This is a genomic window from Thauera sp. ZXT1-4 (assembly GCF_052598215.2).
The window spans coordinates 141,746-158,654 of sequence record NZ_JBQWSN020000008.1; the positions used below are offsets into that span (position 1 = coordinate 141,746).

14 protein-coding genes and 1 riboswitch are annotated in these 16,909 nt (G+C 66.6%); of the genes, 9 read left to right on the forward strand and 5 right to left on the reverse strand.

What is annotated here, in order from left to right; genetic code table 11:
• Positions 1-300: 300 nt before the first annotated feature.
• The 8 genes from ACUH78_RS08845 (at position 301) to ACUH78_RS08880 (ending at position 6,890) form a co-directional block, all read left to right on the forward strand.
• Positions 301-909, forward strand: coding sequence for a MotA/TolQ/ExbB proton channel family protein (locus tag ACUH78_RS08845; RefSeq protein ID WP_418363374.1), 609 nt, complete (start codon positions 301-303; stop codon positions 907-909).
• Positions 910-921: 12 nt separating this feature from the next.
• Positions 922-1,347 carry an ExbD/TolR family protein gene (locus ACUH78_RS08850; RefSeq protein WP_418363373.1) on the forward strand — a complete coding sequence of 142 codons (426 nt, stop codon included), beginning with the start codon at positions 922-924 and terminating at the stop codon, positions 1,345-1,347.
• 10 nt (positions 1,348-1,357) lie between these two features.
• On the forward strand, positions 1,358-2,365 hold the full coding sequence (gene lpxK / locus ACUH78_RS08855) for a tetraacyldisaccharide 4'-kinase (protein WP_445333266.1): 1,008 nt from the start codon (positions 1,358-1,360) through the stop codon (positions 2,363-2,365).
• Positions 2,346-2,537 carry a Trm112 family protein gene (locus ACUH78_RS08860; RefSeq protein ID WP_004312605.1) on the forward strand — a complete coding sequence of 64 codons (192 nt, stop codon included), beginning with the start codon at positions 2,346-2,348 and terminating at the stop codon, positions 2,535-2,537. Before lpxK ends, ACUH78_RS08860 begins: the two co-directional genes overlap by 20 nt.
• A complete protein-coding gene (kdsB, locus tag ACUH78_RS08865; RefSeq protein WP_418363372.1) occupies positions 2,537-3,322 on the forward strand; it encodes a 3-deoxy-manno-octulosonate cytidylyltransferase in 786 nt (261 codons plus the stop codon). The genes ACUH78_RS08860 and kdsB overlap by 1 nt, the downstream gene beginning before the upstream one ends.
• An 85-nt stretch (positions 3,323-3,407) precedes the next feature.
• Entirely contained in the window at positions 3,408-4,061 is a 654-nt protein-coding gene (gene adk, locus ACUH78_RS08870; protein WP_418363371.1) for an adenylate kinase, read from the forward strand.
• 140 nt (positions 4,062-4,201) lie between these two features.
• Positions 4,202-5,458 (forward strand): 6-phosphofructokinase, encoded by a 1,257-nt coding sequence (locus tag ACUH78_RS08875; protein ID WP_418363370.1) that lies wholly within the window; start codon positions 4,202-4,204, stop codon positions 5,456-5,458.
• 94 nt (positions 5,459-5,552) lie between these two features.
• On the forward strand, positions 5,553-6,890 hold the full coding sequence (locus ACUH78_RS08880) for an SLC13 family permease (protein ID WP_418363369.1): 1,338 nt from the start codon (positions 5,553-5,555) through the stop codon (positions 6,888-6,890).
• Positions 6,891-6,960: 70 nt separating this feature from the next.
• On the opposite strand, the gene ACUH78_RS08885 is transcribed toward ACUH78_RS08880, so the two are convergent.
• Positions 6,961-9,573 carry a glycosyltransferase family 2 protein gene (locus ACUH78_RS08885; protein ID WP_418363368.1) on the reverse strand — a complete coding sequence of 871 codons (2,613 nt, stop codon included), beginning with the start codon at positions 9,571-9,573 and terminating at the stop codon, positions 6,961-6,963.
• A gap of 299 nt (positions 9,574-9,872) precedes the next feature.
• Here ACUH78_RS08885 and ACUH78_RS08890 point away from each other — a divergent pair, with 299 nt between their 5' ends.
• Positions 9,873-10,310 (forward strand): hypothetical protein, encoded by a 438-nt coding sequence (locus ACUH78_RS08890; RefSeq protein WP_418363367.1) that lies wholly within the window; start codon positions 9,873-9,875, stop codon positions 10,308-10,310.
• Here the strand turns inward: ACUH78_RS08890 and ACUH78_RS08895 are convergent.
• The 4 genes from ACUH78_RS08895 to gcvT all read right to left on the reverse strand — a co-directional run bounded on the left by ACUH78_RS08895 (position 10,206) and on the right by gcvT (position 16,436).
• Positions 10,206-11,825, reverse strand: a complete 1,620-nt coding sequence (locus ACUH78_RS08895) for a glycoside hydrolase family 17 protein (RefSeq protein WP_418363366.1) — start codon at positions 11,823-11,825, stop codon at positions 10,206-10,208. The genes ACUH78_RS08890 and ACUH78_RS08895 overlap by 105 nt on opposite strands.
• 122 nt (positions 11,826-11,947) lie before the next feature.
• Entirely contained in the window at positions 11,948-14,842 is a 2,895-nt protein-coding gene (gcvP, locus tag ACUH78_RS08900) for an aminomethyl-transferring glycine dehydrogenase (RefSeq protein ID WP_435751405.1), read from the reverse strand.
• A gap of 2 nt (positions 14,843-14,844) precedes the next feature.
• Positions 14,845-15,231, reverse strand: a complete 387-nt coding sequence (gene gcvH, locus ACUH78_RS08905; RefSeq protein WP_418363364.1) for a glycine cleavage system protein GcvH — start codon at positions 15,229-15,231, stop codon at positions 14,845-14,847.
• Between the two features lie 113 nt (positions 15,232-15,344).
• Positions 15,345-16,436 carry a glycine cleavage system aminomethyltransferase GcvT gene (gene gcvT / locus ACUH78_RS08910; protein ID WP_445333267.1) on the reverse strand — a complete coding sequence of 364 codons (1,092 nt, stop codon included), beginning with the start codon at positions 16,434-16,436 and terminating at the stop codon, positions 15,345-15,347.
• A gap of 198 nt (positions 16,437-16,634) precedes the next feature.
• Positions 16,635-16,729: riboswitch (glycine riboswitch) on the reverse strand.
• Positions 16,730-16,909 lie beyond the last annotated feature (180 nt).

Here is a 16,909-nt window from a genome sequence, read left to right on the forward strand (position 1 = left end):
GATTGTAGTTCAATCCACAGCCTTTGGACGCTGTCAAGGTACATGTCGCAAGTCCTTGATCAATAAAGGGTGAATTTGCAAGTCTATGATTTAAAAAGGTTTAATGTGTTGCACAATTTTGCATCGAAGAGTGCTGTCGCCTGCAGGCAGGCCGATTCGGGGCAATATTCCTCATTGATCCACATACTTATCCACAGCTTCTGTGGATGGATCTGCGTGCCGGCCGCATTGACGGCCGTGCTTGCCCGCGCAGGGATGCGGCGCTAGAGTTCGCGCTTTACCCAAACGAGGTTTCCGCGCGTGTTCGCGATCATCCAGGCCGTCGGCTGGCCGATCTGGCCCTTGATTCTGGCGTCGGTCATTGCGCTTGCGCTGATCATCGAGCGCTCCATCTCCCTGCGTCGCGCCCGCATCGTTCCGGCCGGACTGCTCGACAAGGTGCTTGCCGACGTCCGCCAGGGCGAGGCCTCGCTCGAGATGATCGAGCGCGTGGCTGCGCACTCTCCGCTCGGCCGCGTCCTGGCTGCGGGGCTGCGCAACGTCAACAGTTCGCGCGAGGTCATGAAGGAAGCCATCGAGGAAACCGGCCGTGCCGTGGTGCATGAACTGGGGCGCTTCCTCACCACGCTCGGCACCATTGCGGCGATCAGCCCGCTGATGGGCCTGCTCGGCACCATCATCGGCATGATCGACATCTTCGCCTCTCAGGGGGTGAGCGGCGCCAATCCGGCCCAGCTTGCGCACGGCATCTCGATCGCCCTGTACACGACTGGGCTCGGCCTCATCATCGCCATTCCGGCAATGATCTTCTGGCGTCACTTCAAGGCGCTGATCGACAGCTTCGTGATCGACATGGAGCAGCAGGCGGTCAAGCTCGTCGAGGTCGTGCACGGCGACCGCCGGGTCTGAGGACGAACAGCCATGGATTTTCGCCGCGGCAGCCGCAACGAGGAGCCGGAGATCAACATGATTCCGCTCATCGACGTGGTGCTGGTGATCATCATCTTCCTCATGCTCACCACGACCTTCTCGAAGGTTTCCGGGCTGGAGATCAACCTGCCGACGGCCGAGTCCGATGGGGCGGAGTCCGTCTCGCGGGAGATCGTCGTCGCCGTCACCGCTGCAGGCGAGGTGCTGGTCAACCGCCAGCCCGTGGGCGAGCGCAGCATCGACGCGATCGCAGCCGCGCTCGGCAAGGTCGCGCCGGGGGAGGCGGGGAGTCCGCCCGTCATCGTCATCAATGCGGATGCCAAGGCGGCGCACCAGAGTGTGGTGGATGTAATGCAGGCCGCCCAGCGTGCGGGCCTGCCGCACATCACGTTCGCGACCCAGGCCCCGGCGCAGTGAGCCGTTGAGCATGGCGGCACGGGCGCCCGCGTTCTGGCTGCAGCGCGGCCCGGTCGCGCAGATCCTGCGTCCGCTCGCCTGCCTGTTCGGAGCACTGGCTGCCCAGCGGCGCAGGTCGGTGCAGCCGGAGCGGCTTCCGCTACCGGTGATCGTGGTCGGCAACATTGCCGTGGGCGGCAGCGGCAAGACCCCGGTGGTGGACTGGCTCGCAAGCGTGTTGCGGGGCGCGGGGCGCCACCCCGGCATCGTCAGTCGAGGGCATGGCGGGCGGATCAGTACCGAGGGCCGGGTGGCGATGGTGCCGCGCGAGGGTGATCCAGTGCTTTACGGTGACGAACCCGTGCTCCTGGCGCGGCTCACCGGCTGCCCGCTCGTGATCGGCCGCGACCGTCCGGCTGCGGCGCGCGAGCTGATGCGCCTGCACCCGGAGTGCGACGTCCTCATCGCGGACGATGGCATGCAGCACTACCGCCTCGGGCGCGACATCGAGATTGTCGTGGTGGATGAAGCCACCCTCGGCAATCGTCTGCTGCTTCCGGCGGGGCCGCTGCGCGAGCCGCTCGCGCGTCTTCGCGAGGTCGATCTGGTCGTCGCGCACGGCCCACTGTCGCTGCCCGTGCGCGAAGCGCTTGAGTCGGTGCCCACGTATCCGATGCGCCTGCACGGTGGAGAACTGTATGCGCTCGCAGGGCCCGCGCGTCGGCGCGCGGCTGTGGAGCTGCGTGGTCAGCGAGTGCATGCCGTGGCCGGAATCGGGCGTCCGCAGCGCTTCTTCGACCAGCTCGCGAGCGAGGGCATGGTCGTGGTTCCGCACCCCTTCCCGGACCATCACCGCTTCACTCCGGCTGACCTCGCATTCGACGAGCCACTTCCGATCCTGATGACGGCCAAGGATGCGGTAAAATGCGCCGCTTTCGCGCCCGATGACTGCTGGGAGTATCCGGTCCGGGCGCAGATCGGTTCGGGCGCTGCCGAACGCATCCTGGAGATACTGGAAGATGGACGCACGACTGCTTGAAATCCTCGTCTGCCCGCTGTGCAAGGGGCCGCTCGACTACCTGAAGGACAAGCAGGAACTGGTGTGCAAGGCTGATCGCCTGGCCTATCCGATCCGCGACGGCATCCCGGTCATGCTGGACGAGGAAGCGCGCGCGATGAGCGCCGAGGAAGTCGACGCCCTGCGCAAGTAATGGCTGCCATGGCATCCGCGGCCTTTCGTATCGTCATTCCGGCGCGCTACGCCTCCACCCGGCTCCCCGGCAAGCCACTGGCCGACCTCGGCGGCAAGCCGATGATCGTGCGCGTGCTGGAGCGCGTGCAGGCGGCGGGAGCTGCCGAGACCCTGGTTGCCACCGACCACGAAGGTGTGCGCGATGCGGTGCAGGCGGCCGGTGGCGCGGTGGTGATGACCCGCCCGGACCATCCGAGCGGAACCGACCGCCTCGCTGAGGTCGCCGCGCTGCGCGGCTGGGCGGACGAGGACGTCGTGGTGAATGTGCAGGGCGACGAGCCGCTCATCGACCCTGCGGTCGTGGTGGCGGTTGCACGGGCGCTGGCCGCGGACGCAGAGGCTGCGATCGCCACGGCCGCTCATGCGATCCACGATCCCGCCGAGGTCTTCAGTCCCAATGTGGTCAAGGTCGTGTGTGATGCCGCGGGGCGCGCACTGTATTTTTCGCGAGCGCCGATTCCCTGGGCGCGCGACGCCTGGGGGGAGGGCGGCCGCGACCTGCCGCCAGCGCTGCCGGTGCTGCGCCACGTCGGCCTGTACGCTTACCGGGTCGGCTTCCTGCGCCGCTACGCAAGTCTCGAGCCCTCGCCGTTGGAGCACTGGGAGGCGCTGGAACAACTGCGTGCGCTGTGGCATGGCCACCGCATCCGGGTGCTCGAGCTTGCGCAGGCTCCCGCGGCCGGGGTCGACACCCCACAGGATCTGGAGCGGGTACGCGCATTCTTCGCGGCTGGAGGGGTTTGACCACCCGACGCGCGTCAGTTAAGTTTCTGCTGTTCAATCAATAAGGAAACGGCCATGCACTGGCCGTCCATTTACGGGAGGGAGTATGCGACTGATTCTGTTGGGACCGCCGGGCGCCGGCAAGGGTACGCAAGCCAACTTCATCAAGGAGAAGTTCGGCATTCCGCAGATCTCCACCGGCGACATGCTGCGCGCCGCGGTGAAGGCGGGCACCCCGCTGGGCCTGGAGGCCAAGAAGGTCATGGATGCCGGCGGCCTCGTGTCCGACGACATCATCATCGGCCTGGTCAAGGACCGCCTGCAGCAGGACGACTGCAAGTCGGGCTACATGTTCGACGGCTTCCCGCGCACCCTTCCGCAGGCCGACGCGATGAAGGACGCTGGCGTACCGATCGACTTCGTGCTCGAGATCGATGTGCCTGATGCCGAGATTGTCGAACGCATGAGTGGCCGCCGCGCCCACCTCGCCTCCGGTCGCACCTATCACGTCAAGTACAACCCGCCCAAGGTCGAGGGCAAGGACGACGTCACCGGCGAAGACCTGGTGCAGCGCGACGACGACAAGGAAGAAACCGTCAAGAAGCGCCTCGACGTCTACCACTCGCAGACCAAGCCGCTGGTCGAGTACTACAGCAAGTGGGCTGCATCGGGGGATGCCAAGGCGCCCAAGGTGCGCAAGATCTCGGGGCTGGGAGCGGTCGACGAGATCACCACACGCGCATTCGACGCGCTCAAGTAAGCGCTGGTGCGGACGTGCCGCGACGCCCGAAGCGTGCGGCAACAGCGGTGCGGTTGCGCCCCCTGCGGGGTGGCGGGCCGCGCCGCTTTCATTTCGATGCCCGGGATGTGCTTCCCGAGGCCGGCCAGGAGCGGCGTGCGATGAATCACGACAAGCTGCTGTATGCACACTCGGGCGGCGTGACCGCGGTCATCAATGCCACCGCTGCGGCGGTCATTCGCACTGCGCGTGCGCAGGGCGGGCGGATCGCGAAGGTGTATGCGGCCCACCGGGGTATCGCGGGTGTGCTGAACGAGGATCTGATCGACACCTCCACCCTCGACGATGAGGCGGTCGAGCGTCTGGCGCGTACGCCGGGCGGTGCCTTCGGCTCGTGCCGATTCGACCTGCCGCACGACGATGGCGGACGCGTGATGGACCGCCTGTTCGCGACCTTCGACGCACATCGTATCGGCTGGTTGCTCTACAACGGGGGCAACGGCTCGATGGACGCCGTGGCCCGCATTCAGGCCGAGGCGCGGCGGCGGGCTCACCCGCTCATCTGCATCGGGGTGCCCAAGACGGTGGATAACGATATCGTCGGCACCGACTGTTGCCCCGGCTTCGGGTCGGCTGCGAAGTACGTCGCCACCTCGATGCTCGAGTCCGGGCTGGACATCGCGTCCATGGTGGGCGCCAAGGGCAGCGTGTTCGTGATGGAGGTGATGGGGCGCAACACGGGCTGGTTGGCCGCGGCCACCGCACTCGCCGCGGGCGGCGACCCCGACCGACCGCCGCATATCGTGCTGGTGCCGGAGGTGCCTTTCGACGAAGCGTCCTTTCTCGCCCGGGTGCGGAGCGTTACCGAGCGACTGGGCTACTGCGCGGTCACGGTGTCCGAGGGGATTCGTCGTGCCGATGGTGGGCTGCTGATGGAAAAATCGCGCGATGCGCGTGGCTACGTGCAGCTCGGCGGCGCAGGGCTCGCGGTCGCGCGCCTCATTCACGAACGGCTCGGCTACAAGTACCACTGGGCTATCCCCGATTACATGCAGAGGTCTGCCGGGCACTGGCTCTCGGCCGCCGACCAGGCCCAGGCGCTGGCGGTCGGGGAGGCGGCGGTCCGGTTTGCGCTGGCTGGGCAGGGTGGCATGATGCCGGGGATTCGGCGGTTGGGGAGTGAGCCGTATGCATGGGCGATCGAGGCGGTGGACACGGCCGGGATTGCAAACCTCGAGCGCACGCTGCCGCCCGGGTTCATCGCTGCAGATGGCCTCCACGTCACGCCTGCGGCCTGTGAGTACATCCGCCCGCTGATCTCGGGCGAGGTCGTGCAGCCGGTGCGCGGCGGTCTGCCGGACTATCGCCCCTTTGATTGGGCGCAGGTACCGGCCCGCCTGCCGCCCTGGCAGGGCTGAGGCGGCGGGGTGCGGTGCCCCGAGGCGCGACCGGGTACGCCGAGTGTCCTGCAGGGTTGGCGCGCGTGTCATTCGCTTTGACGGAGCCAGGGTCGTGCACCGTAGTTTCAAGCTGATCTTCGCGCTGGTGCTCTACGTCGGGCTGCTCGCCGGACTGCAGGGATTGCCCGAGCAGAGCGGGGCGGGGATCGCGCTGCTGGTGACCATCGCCTGGCTATGGATCACCGAGGCACTGCATGTCAGCGTGACGGCCTTGCTGGTGCCGCTGCTGGCGGCGCTCTCGGGCGTCCTCGCCTTCGACGACGCGCTGCTGCAGTTTGCGGACCCGGTCATCTTCCTGTTCCTCGGCGGCTTCGCCCTTGCCGCGGGTCTGCAGCGCCAGGGGCTGGATCGCTGGATTGCGGCGCATGTGATGCGGCGTGCGGGCTCGGATCTTGGCCGGGCGGTGCGCTGGCTGTTCTGGCTCACCGCCTTGCTGTCGATGTGGATCAGCAATACTGCCACCGCGGCAATGATGCTGCCGCTTGCGCTCGGCCTGCTTGCGCCGCTACCGCTGCAGGACGAGCGCCGGACCTGGATGTACGTGCTACTCGGGGTGGCCTTTGCGGCCAACATCGGCGGCATCGGTACCTTGGTCGGTAGCCCGCCGAACGCGATCGCAGCCGCAAATGTGGGGCTGGGCTTTGCGCAGTGGATGGCCTGGGGTCTGCCGCTGGTCGTGGTGCTGATGCCCTTGATGGAGCTCGGGTTGCGCTGGGCGCTGAAGCCGCGCCTGAGCGCCTGTGTTTCACCTCCCCCGCCGCCGGCGGCCTGGACGGAAGCGCAGCGACGGATGATCGCTGTGTTCGGGGCCACGGTGCTGCTGTGGGTCCTCGGTGCACCGCTTTCGAACTGGCTGGGGCTGGCGCGCGGCTATGACGCGATGGTGGCGGTTCTGGCTCTGGTGCTGCTGCATGGCCTGCGCCTGGCCGAGTGGAAGGACGTGGAGCGGAGTACCGACTGGGGCGTGCTGCTGCTGTTCGGGGGAGGGCTCACCCTGAGCAAGGTGCTGGGCGAAAGCGGCGCCGCGAGCTGGCTGGCGGCCCAGCTGGGCGGGCCGCTGGCAGGCATGCCTGCGCTGCTGTGTCTGGCGCTGATGGTGCTGTTCGCCCTGCTGCTCACCGAGGTCACCAGCAACACCGCGAGCGCCGCGCTGCTGATCCCGCTTTTCCTGGGGTTGGCGCCGCAGGTGGATCAGGTCCCGCTTGCGGTGCTGGTTGCGGTGGGAACCTCCTGCGCCTTCATGCTGCCGGTGGCGACGCCGCCCAATGCGATCATCTTCGGCAGCGGACATGTGCCGCAGAGGGCGATGATTGCTGGCGGCCTGCGTGTGACAGCGCTTATCTACCCAGTACTGATCGTTGCTGCAGCCCTGGCGCTCGCGCTGTACTGACGCGTGCAGCGCCACAAAGCCAGGGCGGCGGTGCCGCGCCCCGTGTGCGGCTGCCTGTTCCTCAGGTTCCTCAGGCCGAGCCGGGCAGGGCGCATGAGGCCCCAGCGTTGCGCCGTTCGGGCATGTAGGCGGCGACCTGGCACAAGATGGCGGCCACGTAGGGGATGCACTGCAGGCAAAGGATGCCGACCCATAGCTGCGTCTCCAGGTTGTCCGCGCCACGCTGTGCGACCAGCGTTGCCGCGCCCATCAGCAGTGCGACCAGCATGCCGATCTCTTCGCGGATGGGGTTGAAGAAAGCAAGCGCACCGCCGCCGCGCCAGCCCTTGGGCGTAACCACGAAGACGCCTTTCTTCTTCACCAGGCCGGCGAACACGCCGCGCGCGATCGCATGTGCGAGCCCCACCGACAGGATCGAGGCGCCGAGGATGTCCCTCCAGGGACAGTCCATGGTGCGGCGGTACAGAATGGGGCCGAGTGCCGCCTTGAAGATCATGAAGCCGAAGATCGGCAGCGCGAGGGACACCACCGGCAGGCCGAAGGCCTTCGGAAACAGCAGGATGCCAAGCGTCCAGAGCAGGCTTCCGAAGGCGAACACCAGCTGCAGCGCGTCGCCCAGCCAGGCGAACCAGCCCGTGAGGAAGTGGTAGCGCTGGGCGAGGTTCAAGCTGCTGCGCCCGATCATCTGTGGCAGGTGCGCCTTCAGGATCTGCATCGCGCCGAAGGCCCAGCGGAAGCGCTGGCTCTTGATCGCGGCGAAGCCGGAGGGGGTGAGGCCGCGGCCAAGGATGTGGTCGACGTAGCGGGTGTCATAGCCCTTCTCGATCAGGCGCAGGCCGAGTTCGGTGTCCTCGCAGATGCACCACTCGGACCAGCCGCCGACCTCCTCCAGCGCCAGACGGCGCACCAGGGTCATGGTGCCGTGCTGGATCAGCGCGTTGCGTTCGTTGCGGTGGTGCATGCCGATGCGGAAGAAACCGTCGAACTCCCAGTTGCACATGCGCTTGAAGGGCTGGGTTTCCCAGTCACGATGCGCTTGCGGCGCCTGCACCACGGCGACGTCCGGCTGATCGAAGTGCGGGATCAGACAGGCGAGCCAGTCGGGATCGACGACGTAGTCCGCGTCCACCACGCCGACGACCTCGGCATGCGGGTCGGTGACCTTGAGTCCGTAGTTGAGCGCGCCAGCCTTGAAGCCGGGCCAGTTGGCGAGGTGGAAGAAGCGGAAACGCGGGCCGAGCTCGGCGCAGCGGCGCTCGAGCGGCTTCCACAGCGCCTCGTCGCGGGTGTTGTTGTCCAGCACCAGGACTTCGAAGTTCTGGTAGTTCATCTTCGCCAGACTGTCGATGGTGGCGATCACCATCTCGGGCGGCTCGTTGTAGCACGCAAGGTGGATGGATACGAAGGGTTGCTGGTCGGGGGCGTGCGGCGGCAGCGGCATGAAGCGGCGGTGCCACTTCTTCTTGAACAGGACCTCGCCGAACTCGAAGCCGTGGGACAGCAGCACCGCCGCGGTCATGCCGGTGGCGCCGATGAGCAGCGCGAGGCCGATCAGGTCACGCTGGGTGAGGTAGTACTCGACCGGCACGTTGATGCCGATGATCAGCGTCGACACGCAGGCCTGGATCAGTGCGGCAAGGAACACGCGACCGAAGACGCTCCAGCCGGGCAGAAAGAACGCGGTGAGCATCATCGGGATGAAGGCTAGGGCGGCGGCGTTGATCGCTTTGGTCGACCAGTGCGGATCGCGTTCGACGATGCCTTCCAGTGCGTACTTCTGCTCGCGGTCGGCGTTGAACATGCCCCAATAGGGACCGGCCCAGCCTTCGACGTCCACCTTCCAGGGCTGGTCGATGGCTTCCATCAGGAAGTAGTCGATGCGTGCGGTGCGAGGATGGGCGAGGAATTCGCGAACGAAGCGCGCCTGGTTGTCGAGCGAGGGTACGGCGGCATCGATGGTGGGCCCCCGGCTTGGCCAGCCGATCTCGCCCACCACGATCTTCTTGCGCGGATGGGCTTGCGCCACCTCGTCGTAGCGCTGGAAGGCGTATTCGACCGCCTGCTCGACGGGCAGCCCCTCGTGGTAGGGAAGCAGGTGAACGGTGATGTAGTCGACGTGCTTGGCGAGCTCCGGGTAGCGCAGCCAGACGTGCCAGGGCTCCGCGGTAGAGACGGGTTTGCGGATCGCTTTGCGCACGCGGTCGAGATAGCCGATCATTTCCTCGACTTTCAGATCTCCGCGCAGGATGGCCTCGTTGCCGACCATCACGCGCTCGACGTGGCGCATCTTGCGAGCGGCGTCGATCAGCGCCGTGATCTCGCGCTCGTTGGTTTCCATGTTGGCATCGAGCCAGGCGCCAGCGGTGACGAGCATGTCACGCTGACCCGCGAGTTCGAGCAGCGGGGGCAGGTCGGTAACGCCGTAGGTGCGCAGCCCGTCGGATTTGCGCCCGAGCAGGTCGAGGTCCGAGGCAATCTCCTCGCGCGTGGGGAAGGTGCCCTTGAGCGGGCTCTGCTCGCGCTGGAAACCGTTGTAAGCGAAACCCTTGATGCTCTGGTTGGTGCCTGTGAACTCGGCGCTGCGATTGAGCTGGTGCCAGATCCAGTATTGCGTGAGCGCAACGACGGCTGCGATGGCGATCGCGATGGCCAGGCGGCCAAGGTGGGAGACGGCTTTGGTCATCGTGTTTCCAGTACTTGACCCGCCGGTTGGGCGGGCTGCAACAGTGCCTTTTGAGCGGAGTCTTGTGTTCGGTGACGAGGGGCGACGTCACCGAAGGGGGAATGTGTTGTTGCGCTGCGCTTCTCGTGTCCTGCAAGCCTTGTGACACAATGCGGAGAATGGCTGCGAAGCCCGGTGCAACTCGGCAGCTGCGCGCATTTTATGCGCGATTTCATATGCTTACGAGCACGTGAGCGTGCCAATTTGCAACAGTGTCGCAGCCTGTCCAAAGCGGGCTGATTCTGCAGGGAATTCAGTGGATGGCGCGAAATATTGGGTCGAAATGCGGCGGTGCAGCAGTCTGGATCTGGGGCACGCTACTTGCGCTGGTCGCACTCTGGCTCCGGTATCGGGTGATCGAGGCCGGGGTGCTCGCAAGTGCATGTTCCGACGGGACTTCCGGGGGACCTGCCTGCCTTGCCCGCGACCTGCTGGTGCAGGGCTTCCAGCACCAGCGCGTGGGGTGGTTGAGCCTGGCTGCGGGCGTGGCCTCCTTCCTTGCCGGCTGGCGGGCGGTGGCGTGGCTTGCCTGGCTCTCCGGCCTGGTCGGGCTGATCCTCTACAGTTACGACCCGGCGGCGGTCGGCACGCTCCTAGGCCTGATCGTGCTGATGCGGCCGCACCAGGAGCACCGGCAGGGCCAATGCGGCGCCGGTCAGCGCCCAGGCGATGGCCTGGGGGTTGGCCGGTTCCGATGACCAGCGGGCCAGCGCCGAGAAGAGCAGAACAGCCGCGCACAGGCGCTCGGCGTGGGTGGTGCCGTTGCGCCACCAGCCGGTGACGCCGAGGACCACGGCCGGAGCCAGATAGAGCAGGACCGGGAAGTCCCGGTAGCGCGGGTCCACCCAGAGCAGCAGGGCGGCGACCGCCGCGGCGAACAGCAGCAGTCCGCGCAGCATGCCGATCGATGCCGCCTTGGTGCGCAGGCGGTCGGCGTGCCAGAGGATCCGTGCGGCGCGCCGCGTGCAGGGAACCGGCTCGCCGAACCAACGTGTGAGCACCAGCGGCAGGAGCCCGGCCAGCGCCGCAACGGTGCCTAGTACCGACCATTCGAGTGCATTGCGGTAGGCCAGGTGGGCGTGCTCCCAATGCAGCACCGCGACCAGCCCGCCCATTGCGCCGGTGAGGCTGAGGGCGCTGACGCGCAAGCAGTAGGTGCGCCGGCCGGTGGCGGAGAGAAGGAAGCCGAGCACTCCGCCGAGGAGCGCACCGCCGATCGGACCGAATAGGGTCTCGCGCTCGGCCACCGGCCCGGAAAAGGGAAACTTGGGGGCGAGCTCCGAGGCCTCGAGCATGCCCCAGTAGCCGCCGACCGTACCCTCCAGGGCGCGCTTCCAGGGCTGATCGATGGCTTCGATCAGGTTGTAGTCCCAGTCTTCTGCATGGGCGCGGTGGACGAACTCGCGGATGTAGCGTGCCTGATTCACGCGCGAGGGCTTCGATTCCTCGCGCTGGCGGCCTGCGCTCGGCCATCCGGTTTCGCCGATCAGGATGGGCTTGCCGGCGAAGTGTTGGCCGACGTGCTCGCGGGTTGCCGCGACGTGTTCTAGCGCCCGGTCGATATCCACCGGCTCGTCTTCCCAGAAGGGCAGGATGTGCACGGTGATGAAGTCAACCTCGGCGGCGAGGCTGTCGTGGCGGGTCCAGAACTCCCACACGTCGGCATAGGTGACCGGGACCTTGGCATGGGTCTTGGCGTGGCGGATGAGTTCGCGCATCTCGTCTTCGGTGCGCTCGCGGCGAAGCAGGACCTCGTTACCGACAATCAGTCCGCGCACCACGTCGGTGTTGGCGTTGGCGAGCGCCAGGGCGCGCTCGAGCTCCGCTGCGTTGATCGTCTTGTCGTAGCCGATCCAAGCGCCGAGCAGGACCTTCAGCCCTACGTTGCGGGCAAGTTCCGGCACCTGCTCCAGCCCCTGGCTGACCGAGTAGAGGCGGATGCAGTTGGTGATCTCTGCCAGTGCGGCAAGGTCGGTGGCGATCTGTTCGCGCTCGATCCGCGTTTCCGGCCGCAGTGGCGTCTGCCCGGGGCGATGGTAGGGGGCGTAGGAGACACAGCGCAGCTTTTCGCCCTCGGCGAGATGCAGGTCGTGCATGGGCACGGGGCGGCTCTGATCCCAGAGCATCAGGGCGAGCAGCAGCAGAACCCCAAGGCTCGAGAGCAGGAGAGCGAGCCAGAGCTGCTTGCGGTCGGTACGGGGCGCGATGAACACCTTCGGTGCTTCCGTTCAAGGATGAGGGGGCACGGCGATCGCCGTGCGCCGGCAAGAAAAAAGGCCACGCCCGAAGGCGTGGCCTGCTCCCGGGTTCGCCGGATTCTAACAGCGCTACTGCGTCATGCCGCGTAGTCGCTCATGGGCACGCAGGCGCAGAACAGGTTGCGGTCGCCGTAGACATCGTCAATGCGATTGACGCTGGGCCAGAACTTGTTCTCCGCCACCCAGGGCAGCGGGAACACCGCCTGCTCGCGCGTGTACGGCCGGTTCCAGTCGCCGAGGAAGTCGGCCTGGGTATGCGGCGCCTGCTTGAGCGGGTTGTCCTCTGCGGGCCAGTTCCCGGTCTCGATCTGGCGGATCTCTTCGCGGATCGCAACCATCGCGGCCACGAAGCGTTCCAACTCTGCGAGGTCCTCCGACTCGGTCGGTTCGACCATGATCGTGCCAGGCACCGGGAAGGACATGGTCGGCGCGTGGAAGCCGTAGTCCATCAGGCGCTTGGCGATGTCGACCTCGGAGATGCCGGTCGCCGCCTTGATTGGGCGGATGTCGAGGATGCACTCGTGCGCGACCCGACCCTGGCTGCCGGAATACAGTACCGGGTAGTGATCCACCAGCCGCGCGGCAAGGTAGTTGGCGTTGAGTATCGCCACCTCGGTTGCCTGCTTGAGACCTTCTCCGCCCATCATCGTGATGTACATCCAGGAGATCGGCAGGATGCTCGCCGAGCCGAAGGGTGCCGCCGAGACTGCGCCCTGGCCCAGGTTGGGCCGTCCGGCGTCGCCAGTCGGCTGGATCACGTGGTCGGCCATGAAGGGCGCCAGATGTGCCGCCAGGCCGATCGGCCCCATGCCCGGACCGCCGCCGCCGTGCGGAATGCAGAAGGTCTTGTGCAGGTTCATGTGCGACACGTCGGCGCCGATCGTCGCCGGGGAGGTCAGGCCGACCTGGGCGTTGAGGTTGGCGCCGTCCATGTATACCTGGCCGCCGTATTGGTGGATCAGGTCACAGATCTCGCGGATCGACTCTTCGAACACGCCATGGGTGGACGGGTAGGTGATCATCAGCGCGGCCAGGTCGGCGGCGTGCTTCTCGGCCTTGGCGCGCAGGTCCGCAACGTCCACGTTTCCGTTGTCGTCGCACTCGACCACCACCACCTGCATGCCGCACATCTGCGCAGTCGCCGGGTTGGTTCCGTGCGCAGACTTCGGGATCAGGCAGATCCTGCGGTTGGCCTCGCCGCGGCTGGCGTGGTAGCGCGCGATCGCCACCAGGCCGGCGTACTCGCCCTGGGCGCCCGAGTTGGGCTGCATGCTGATCGCCGGGAAGCCGGTGACCGCGCGCAAGTAGTCGGCCAGGCCCTCGATCATCTCGAGGTAGCCAGCAGCCTGCTCGCGCGGCGCGAACGGGTGAATGTTGGCGAACTCCGGCCAAGTGATGGGGATCATCTCGCTGGTCGCGTTGAGCTTCATCGTGCACGAGCCGAGCGAGATCATCGAGTGGTCGAGCGCCAGGTCGCGGTTCTGCAGCTTCTTGAGGTAGCGCAGCATCTCGTGCTCGGTGTGGTGCGTGTTGAACACCGGGTGGGCGAGCACGGCGTCGCTACGCAGTAACTCTACGGGCAGCGCGCCGCCGGCGGCCGCGACGCGAGCGTCGAGTGCACTGAGGTCGGTGGAGGCGCCGAAGCAGCCCAGGATTGCCGCGATGTCCTCGCGCGTGGTGGTCTCATCCACTGCGAGGCCGAGCGTGGTGCCGGAGACGCTGCGCAGGTTGAAGCCGGCTTCCTCGGCCGCGCGCAGGATGGCGGGCGCGCGCACGCCGACCTCGACCTCGACGGTGTCGAAGAAGGGGCGGTCGTGCAGGCCGAAGCCGGCCTCGCGCAGGCCGGCGGCGAGCACGGCGGCGAGGCGATGGATGCGCGCGGCGATGGTGCGCAGGCCCTGCGGGCCGTGATACACCGCATAGAAGCCGGAGAGATTCGCGAGCAGCACCTGCGAGGTGCAGATGTTCGAGTTCGCCTTCTCGCGGCGGATGTGCTGCTCGCGCGTCTGCAGCGTCATGCGCAGCGCGGTCTTGCCGCGCGCGTCCTTGGAGACGCCGATGATGCGGCCCGGCATCGAGCGCACGTAGCCTTCGCGGGTGGCGAAGAAGGCGGCGTGCGGGCCGCCGAAACCCATCGGCACGCCGAAGCGCTGCGCCGAGCCGAGGGCGATGTCGGCGCCCATGCTGCCGGGGCTCTTGAGCAGCACCAGGGCCATCAGATCACTGGCGACCGCGACCACGGTGCCCCTGGCCTTGAGCTCGGCGATTGGCATGGTGAGGTCGACGACCTCGCCGCGCGCGTTCGGGTACTGCAGCAGCGCACCGAAGCAGTCGTGGCTGCCGGCCTCGGCGGCCTTGCCATAGACCAGTTCGTAGCCGAAATAGTGCGCGCGCGTGCGCACCACGTCGATGGTCTGCGCGAAGCAGGCCTCGTCGATGAAGAATACGTTCGACTTCGACTTCGACACGCGGCGCGCCATCGTCATCGCCTCGGCAGCGGCGGTGGCTTCGTCAAGCAGGGAGGCGTTGGCGAGTTCCAGGCCGGTGAGGTCGATCACCATCTGCTGGTAGTTCAGCAGGGCTTCGAGCCTGCCTTGGGAGATCTCGGCCTGGTAGGGCGTGTAGGCGGTGTACCAGCCCGGGTTTTCGAGCACGTTGCGCAGCACGACCGCGGGGACGTGGGTGCCGTAGTAGCCCTGGCCGATCAGGGATTTCTTCACCACGTTGCGGCCGGCGATGGCCTTCAGGCGGGCGAGGGCCTCATGCTCGGGCATCGGATTAGCGAGCGGCAGCGGCGACGCGAGGCGGATATCGGCCGGTACTGTCTGCGCGATCAGGGTGTCCAGATTGGGTACGCCGATCGCTGCGCACATGCACGCGATCTCTTCGGCGTTGGGGCCGAGATGGCGACCGATGAATGCGTCGCGCTGCTCGAGCCGGGCGAGCGGGGCGGAAAGCAGGGAGTCGCTCATGATCAGGCCTGGGCAATTTCCGCTTCGTAGGTAGCGGCATCCATCAGCGCGGCGACGTCGGCTGCGTTGGCCGGCTTGAGCTTGAACAGCCAGTTGGCGTAGGCGTCGGCGTTGATGCTCTCGGGGGTGTCGATCGCGTCCTGGTTGTTGGCGATCACTTCACCTGCCACTGGGGCGTAGATGTCGGAGGCGGCCTTGACCGACTCGATCACCGCGCACGCTTCGCCGGCCGAAAGGCTGCGACCTGCGTCGGGCAGTTCGAGAAAGACCACGTCGCCGAGAGCTTCCTGGGCGTGGTCGGTGACGCCGATGGTCAGGGTGCCGTCGTCTTCAACGCGGATCCATTCGTGCGACTTGGTGTACTTGAGGTTGGCGGGGATGTTGCTCATGGCGTGCTCCAATCGTGAAGGTGGGAATTCCGGATGACTGCTTACCGACCGAGCTGATCCGCTGCGGACGGTGGAAGTGGGCGCGACGGCGTGTCGCCGCGCCCGGGAGGGGGTTAGACGAGTGGTTTGCCGTTGCGCACGAAGGGAAGTTTTACGGTGCGCGCCCTCAGGCGCTTGCCGCGAACCTCCACTTCGACGTCTTCGCCGGCCTTGCTCCCCAGCGGAACGCGTGCGAAGGCGATGGATTTCTCGAGCGTGGGGGAGAAGCTGCCGCTGGTGGTCTCACCCTCGCCGGCAGCGGTGAAGACCTTCATGTGCGAGCGCAGCACGCCCTTGTCTTCGAGGATGAGGCCGAGCAGGCGCTGGGTGGCCGGTCGGGCCGCCAGGGCAGTGCGGCCGACAAAGTCGCGCGCTTCGTCTTTCAGGTCCACCGTCCAGGACAGTCCGGCGTCGAGCGGCGAGACGGTGTCGTCCATGTCCTGCCCGTAAAGGTTCATGCCTGCTTCAAGGCGAAGCGTGTCGCGCGCACCGAGGCCGCAGGGCTTCACCCCGGAGGCCGCAAGTGCGTTCCACATTGCCTCGGCGCGGGCGGCCGGCACGGCGATCTCGAGGCCGTCCTCGCCGGTGTATCCGGTGCGGGCGATCAGCAGGTCGCCCACCCGGGCGCCGCTGAAGGGGGCGGGAATGCCGCTAGCGGTGGAAAGTTCGGGTAGCGCCGCGGTTGCGCGCTGGATCGCGCGCGGGCCCTGTACCGCGATCATCGCCAGATCGCGGCGCGCCTGCAGGGTCACATTGACCCCTGTGGATGCGATCTGTTGGCGCATCCACGCCACGTCCTTGTCCGCCGTGCCCGCATTGACAACGATCCGGTAGTCGGCCTCACTGAAGCGATAAACGATGAGATCGTCGATCACCCCGCCGTTCGGGTTGAGCATGCAGGAGTAGAGCGCCTTGCCACTCTCCTTGAGCTTGGCCACATCGTTGGCGAGCAGCCGGCGCAGCCAATGGGTGGCGTCCGGGCCCGCGAGGTCGAGGGCGAGCATGTGCGAGACGTCGAACATACCGGCGTCGCGGCGCACTGCATGGTGCTCCTCGATCTGTGATCCATAGTTGACCGGCATGTCCCAGCCGGCAAAGTCGACCATGCGTGCACCTGAAGCGACATGGGCGGCGTGGAGTGGGGTTTGCTTGGCAGCAGTTGTCATCGCGGAGGCGCTCCGTAGGGGTGAACGAAAAGGGACGAACACAGCGCATCGCCAGGTTCGCCCCATCTGTCCCTTGTACCTGAGAGATTTTCCGTCCTCACCGTCCTCCACATATATATAGACTCAGGCGCGCGGCAACGGAGTGCCCCTTCGGTGGATACGCAAACGCAGCGCGCTCGTATCGCTCTCCAGACTTTTACTGCACGCGCGGTCCTTTTGCCTGAGCGGTTCCGGGGGTTGCGCCTTCGGCGACTTCTGCCATTCAGATAGAAGTTCTCTCCCGCGTGTCGCGCGGACGATACCACCTGCACCCACCGTCGGGCAACCGCGGGATCGGATGTCGCCGGAGCCGATGCCGGCCGAGCGGAGTCCTTGCGGCGCCTCGTCTGGTTGGCTGACCTTCTTATTCGCTCATAAATTTTTAGATTGCGGATTTGTGTTGACGTTGTTTCTGCTGGGTCTATAATGCGCAC

What these genes read in the sequence shown, in the direction of transcription:
- ACUH78_RS08860 (WP_004312605.1), top strand. Translation starts at nt 2,346, where the DNA reads ATGGACGCACGACTGCTTGAAATCCTCGTCTGCCCGCTGTGCAAGGGG.
- ACUH78_RS08890 (WP_418363367.1), top strand. Translation starts at nt 9,873, where the DNA reads ATGGCGCGAAATATTGGGTCGAAATGCGGCGGTGCAGCAGTCTGGATC.
- lpxK (WP_445333266.1), top strand. Translation starts at nt 1,358, where the DNA reads ATGGCGGCACGGGCGCCCGCGTTCTGGCTGCAGCGCGGCCCGGTCGCG.
- adk (WP_418363371.1), top strand. Translation starts at nt 3,408, where the DNA reads ATGCGACTGATTCTGTTGGGACCGCCGGGCGCCGGCAAGGGTACGCAA.
- gcvT (WP_445333267.1), bottom strand. Translation starts at nt 16,436, where the DNA reads ATGACAACTGCTGCCAAGCAAACCCCACTCCACGCCGCCCATGTCGCT.
- ACUH78_RS08885 (WP_418363368.1), bottom strand. Translation starts at nt 9,573, where the DNA reads ATGACCAAAGCCGTCTCCCACCTTGGCCGCCTGGCCATCGCGATCGCC.
- ACUH78_RS08875 (WP_418363370.1), top strand. Translation starts at nt 4,202, where the DNA reads ATGAATCACGACAAGCTGCTGTATGCACACTCGGGCGGCGTGACCGCG.
- ACUH78_RS08850 (WP_418363373.1), top strand. Translation starts at nt 922, where the DNA reads ATGGATTTTCGCCGCGGCAGCCGCAACGAGGAGCCGGAGATCAACATG.
- gcvP (WP_435751405.1), bottom strand. Translation starts at nt 14,842, where the DNA reads ATGAGCGACTCCCTGCTTTCCGCCCCGCTCGCCCGGCTCGAGCAGCGC.
- gcvH (WP_418363364.1), bottom strand. Translation starts at nt 15,231, where the DNA reads ATGAGCAACATCCCCGCCAACCTCAAGTACACCAAGTCGCACGAATGG.
- kdsB (WP_418363372.1), top strand. Translation starts at nt 2,537, where the DNA reads ATGGCTGCCATGGCATCCGCGGCCTTTCGTATCGTCATTCCGGCGCGC.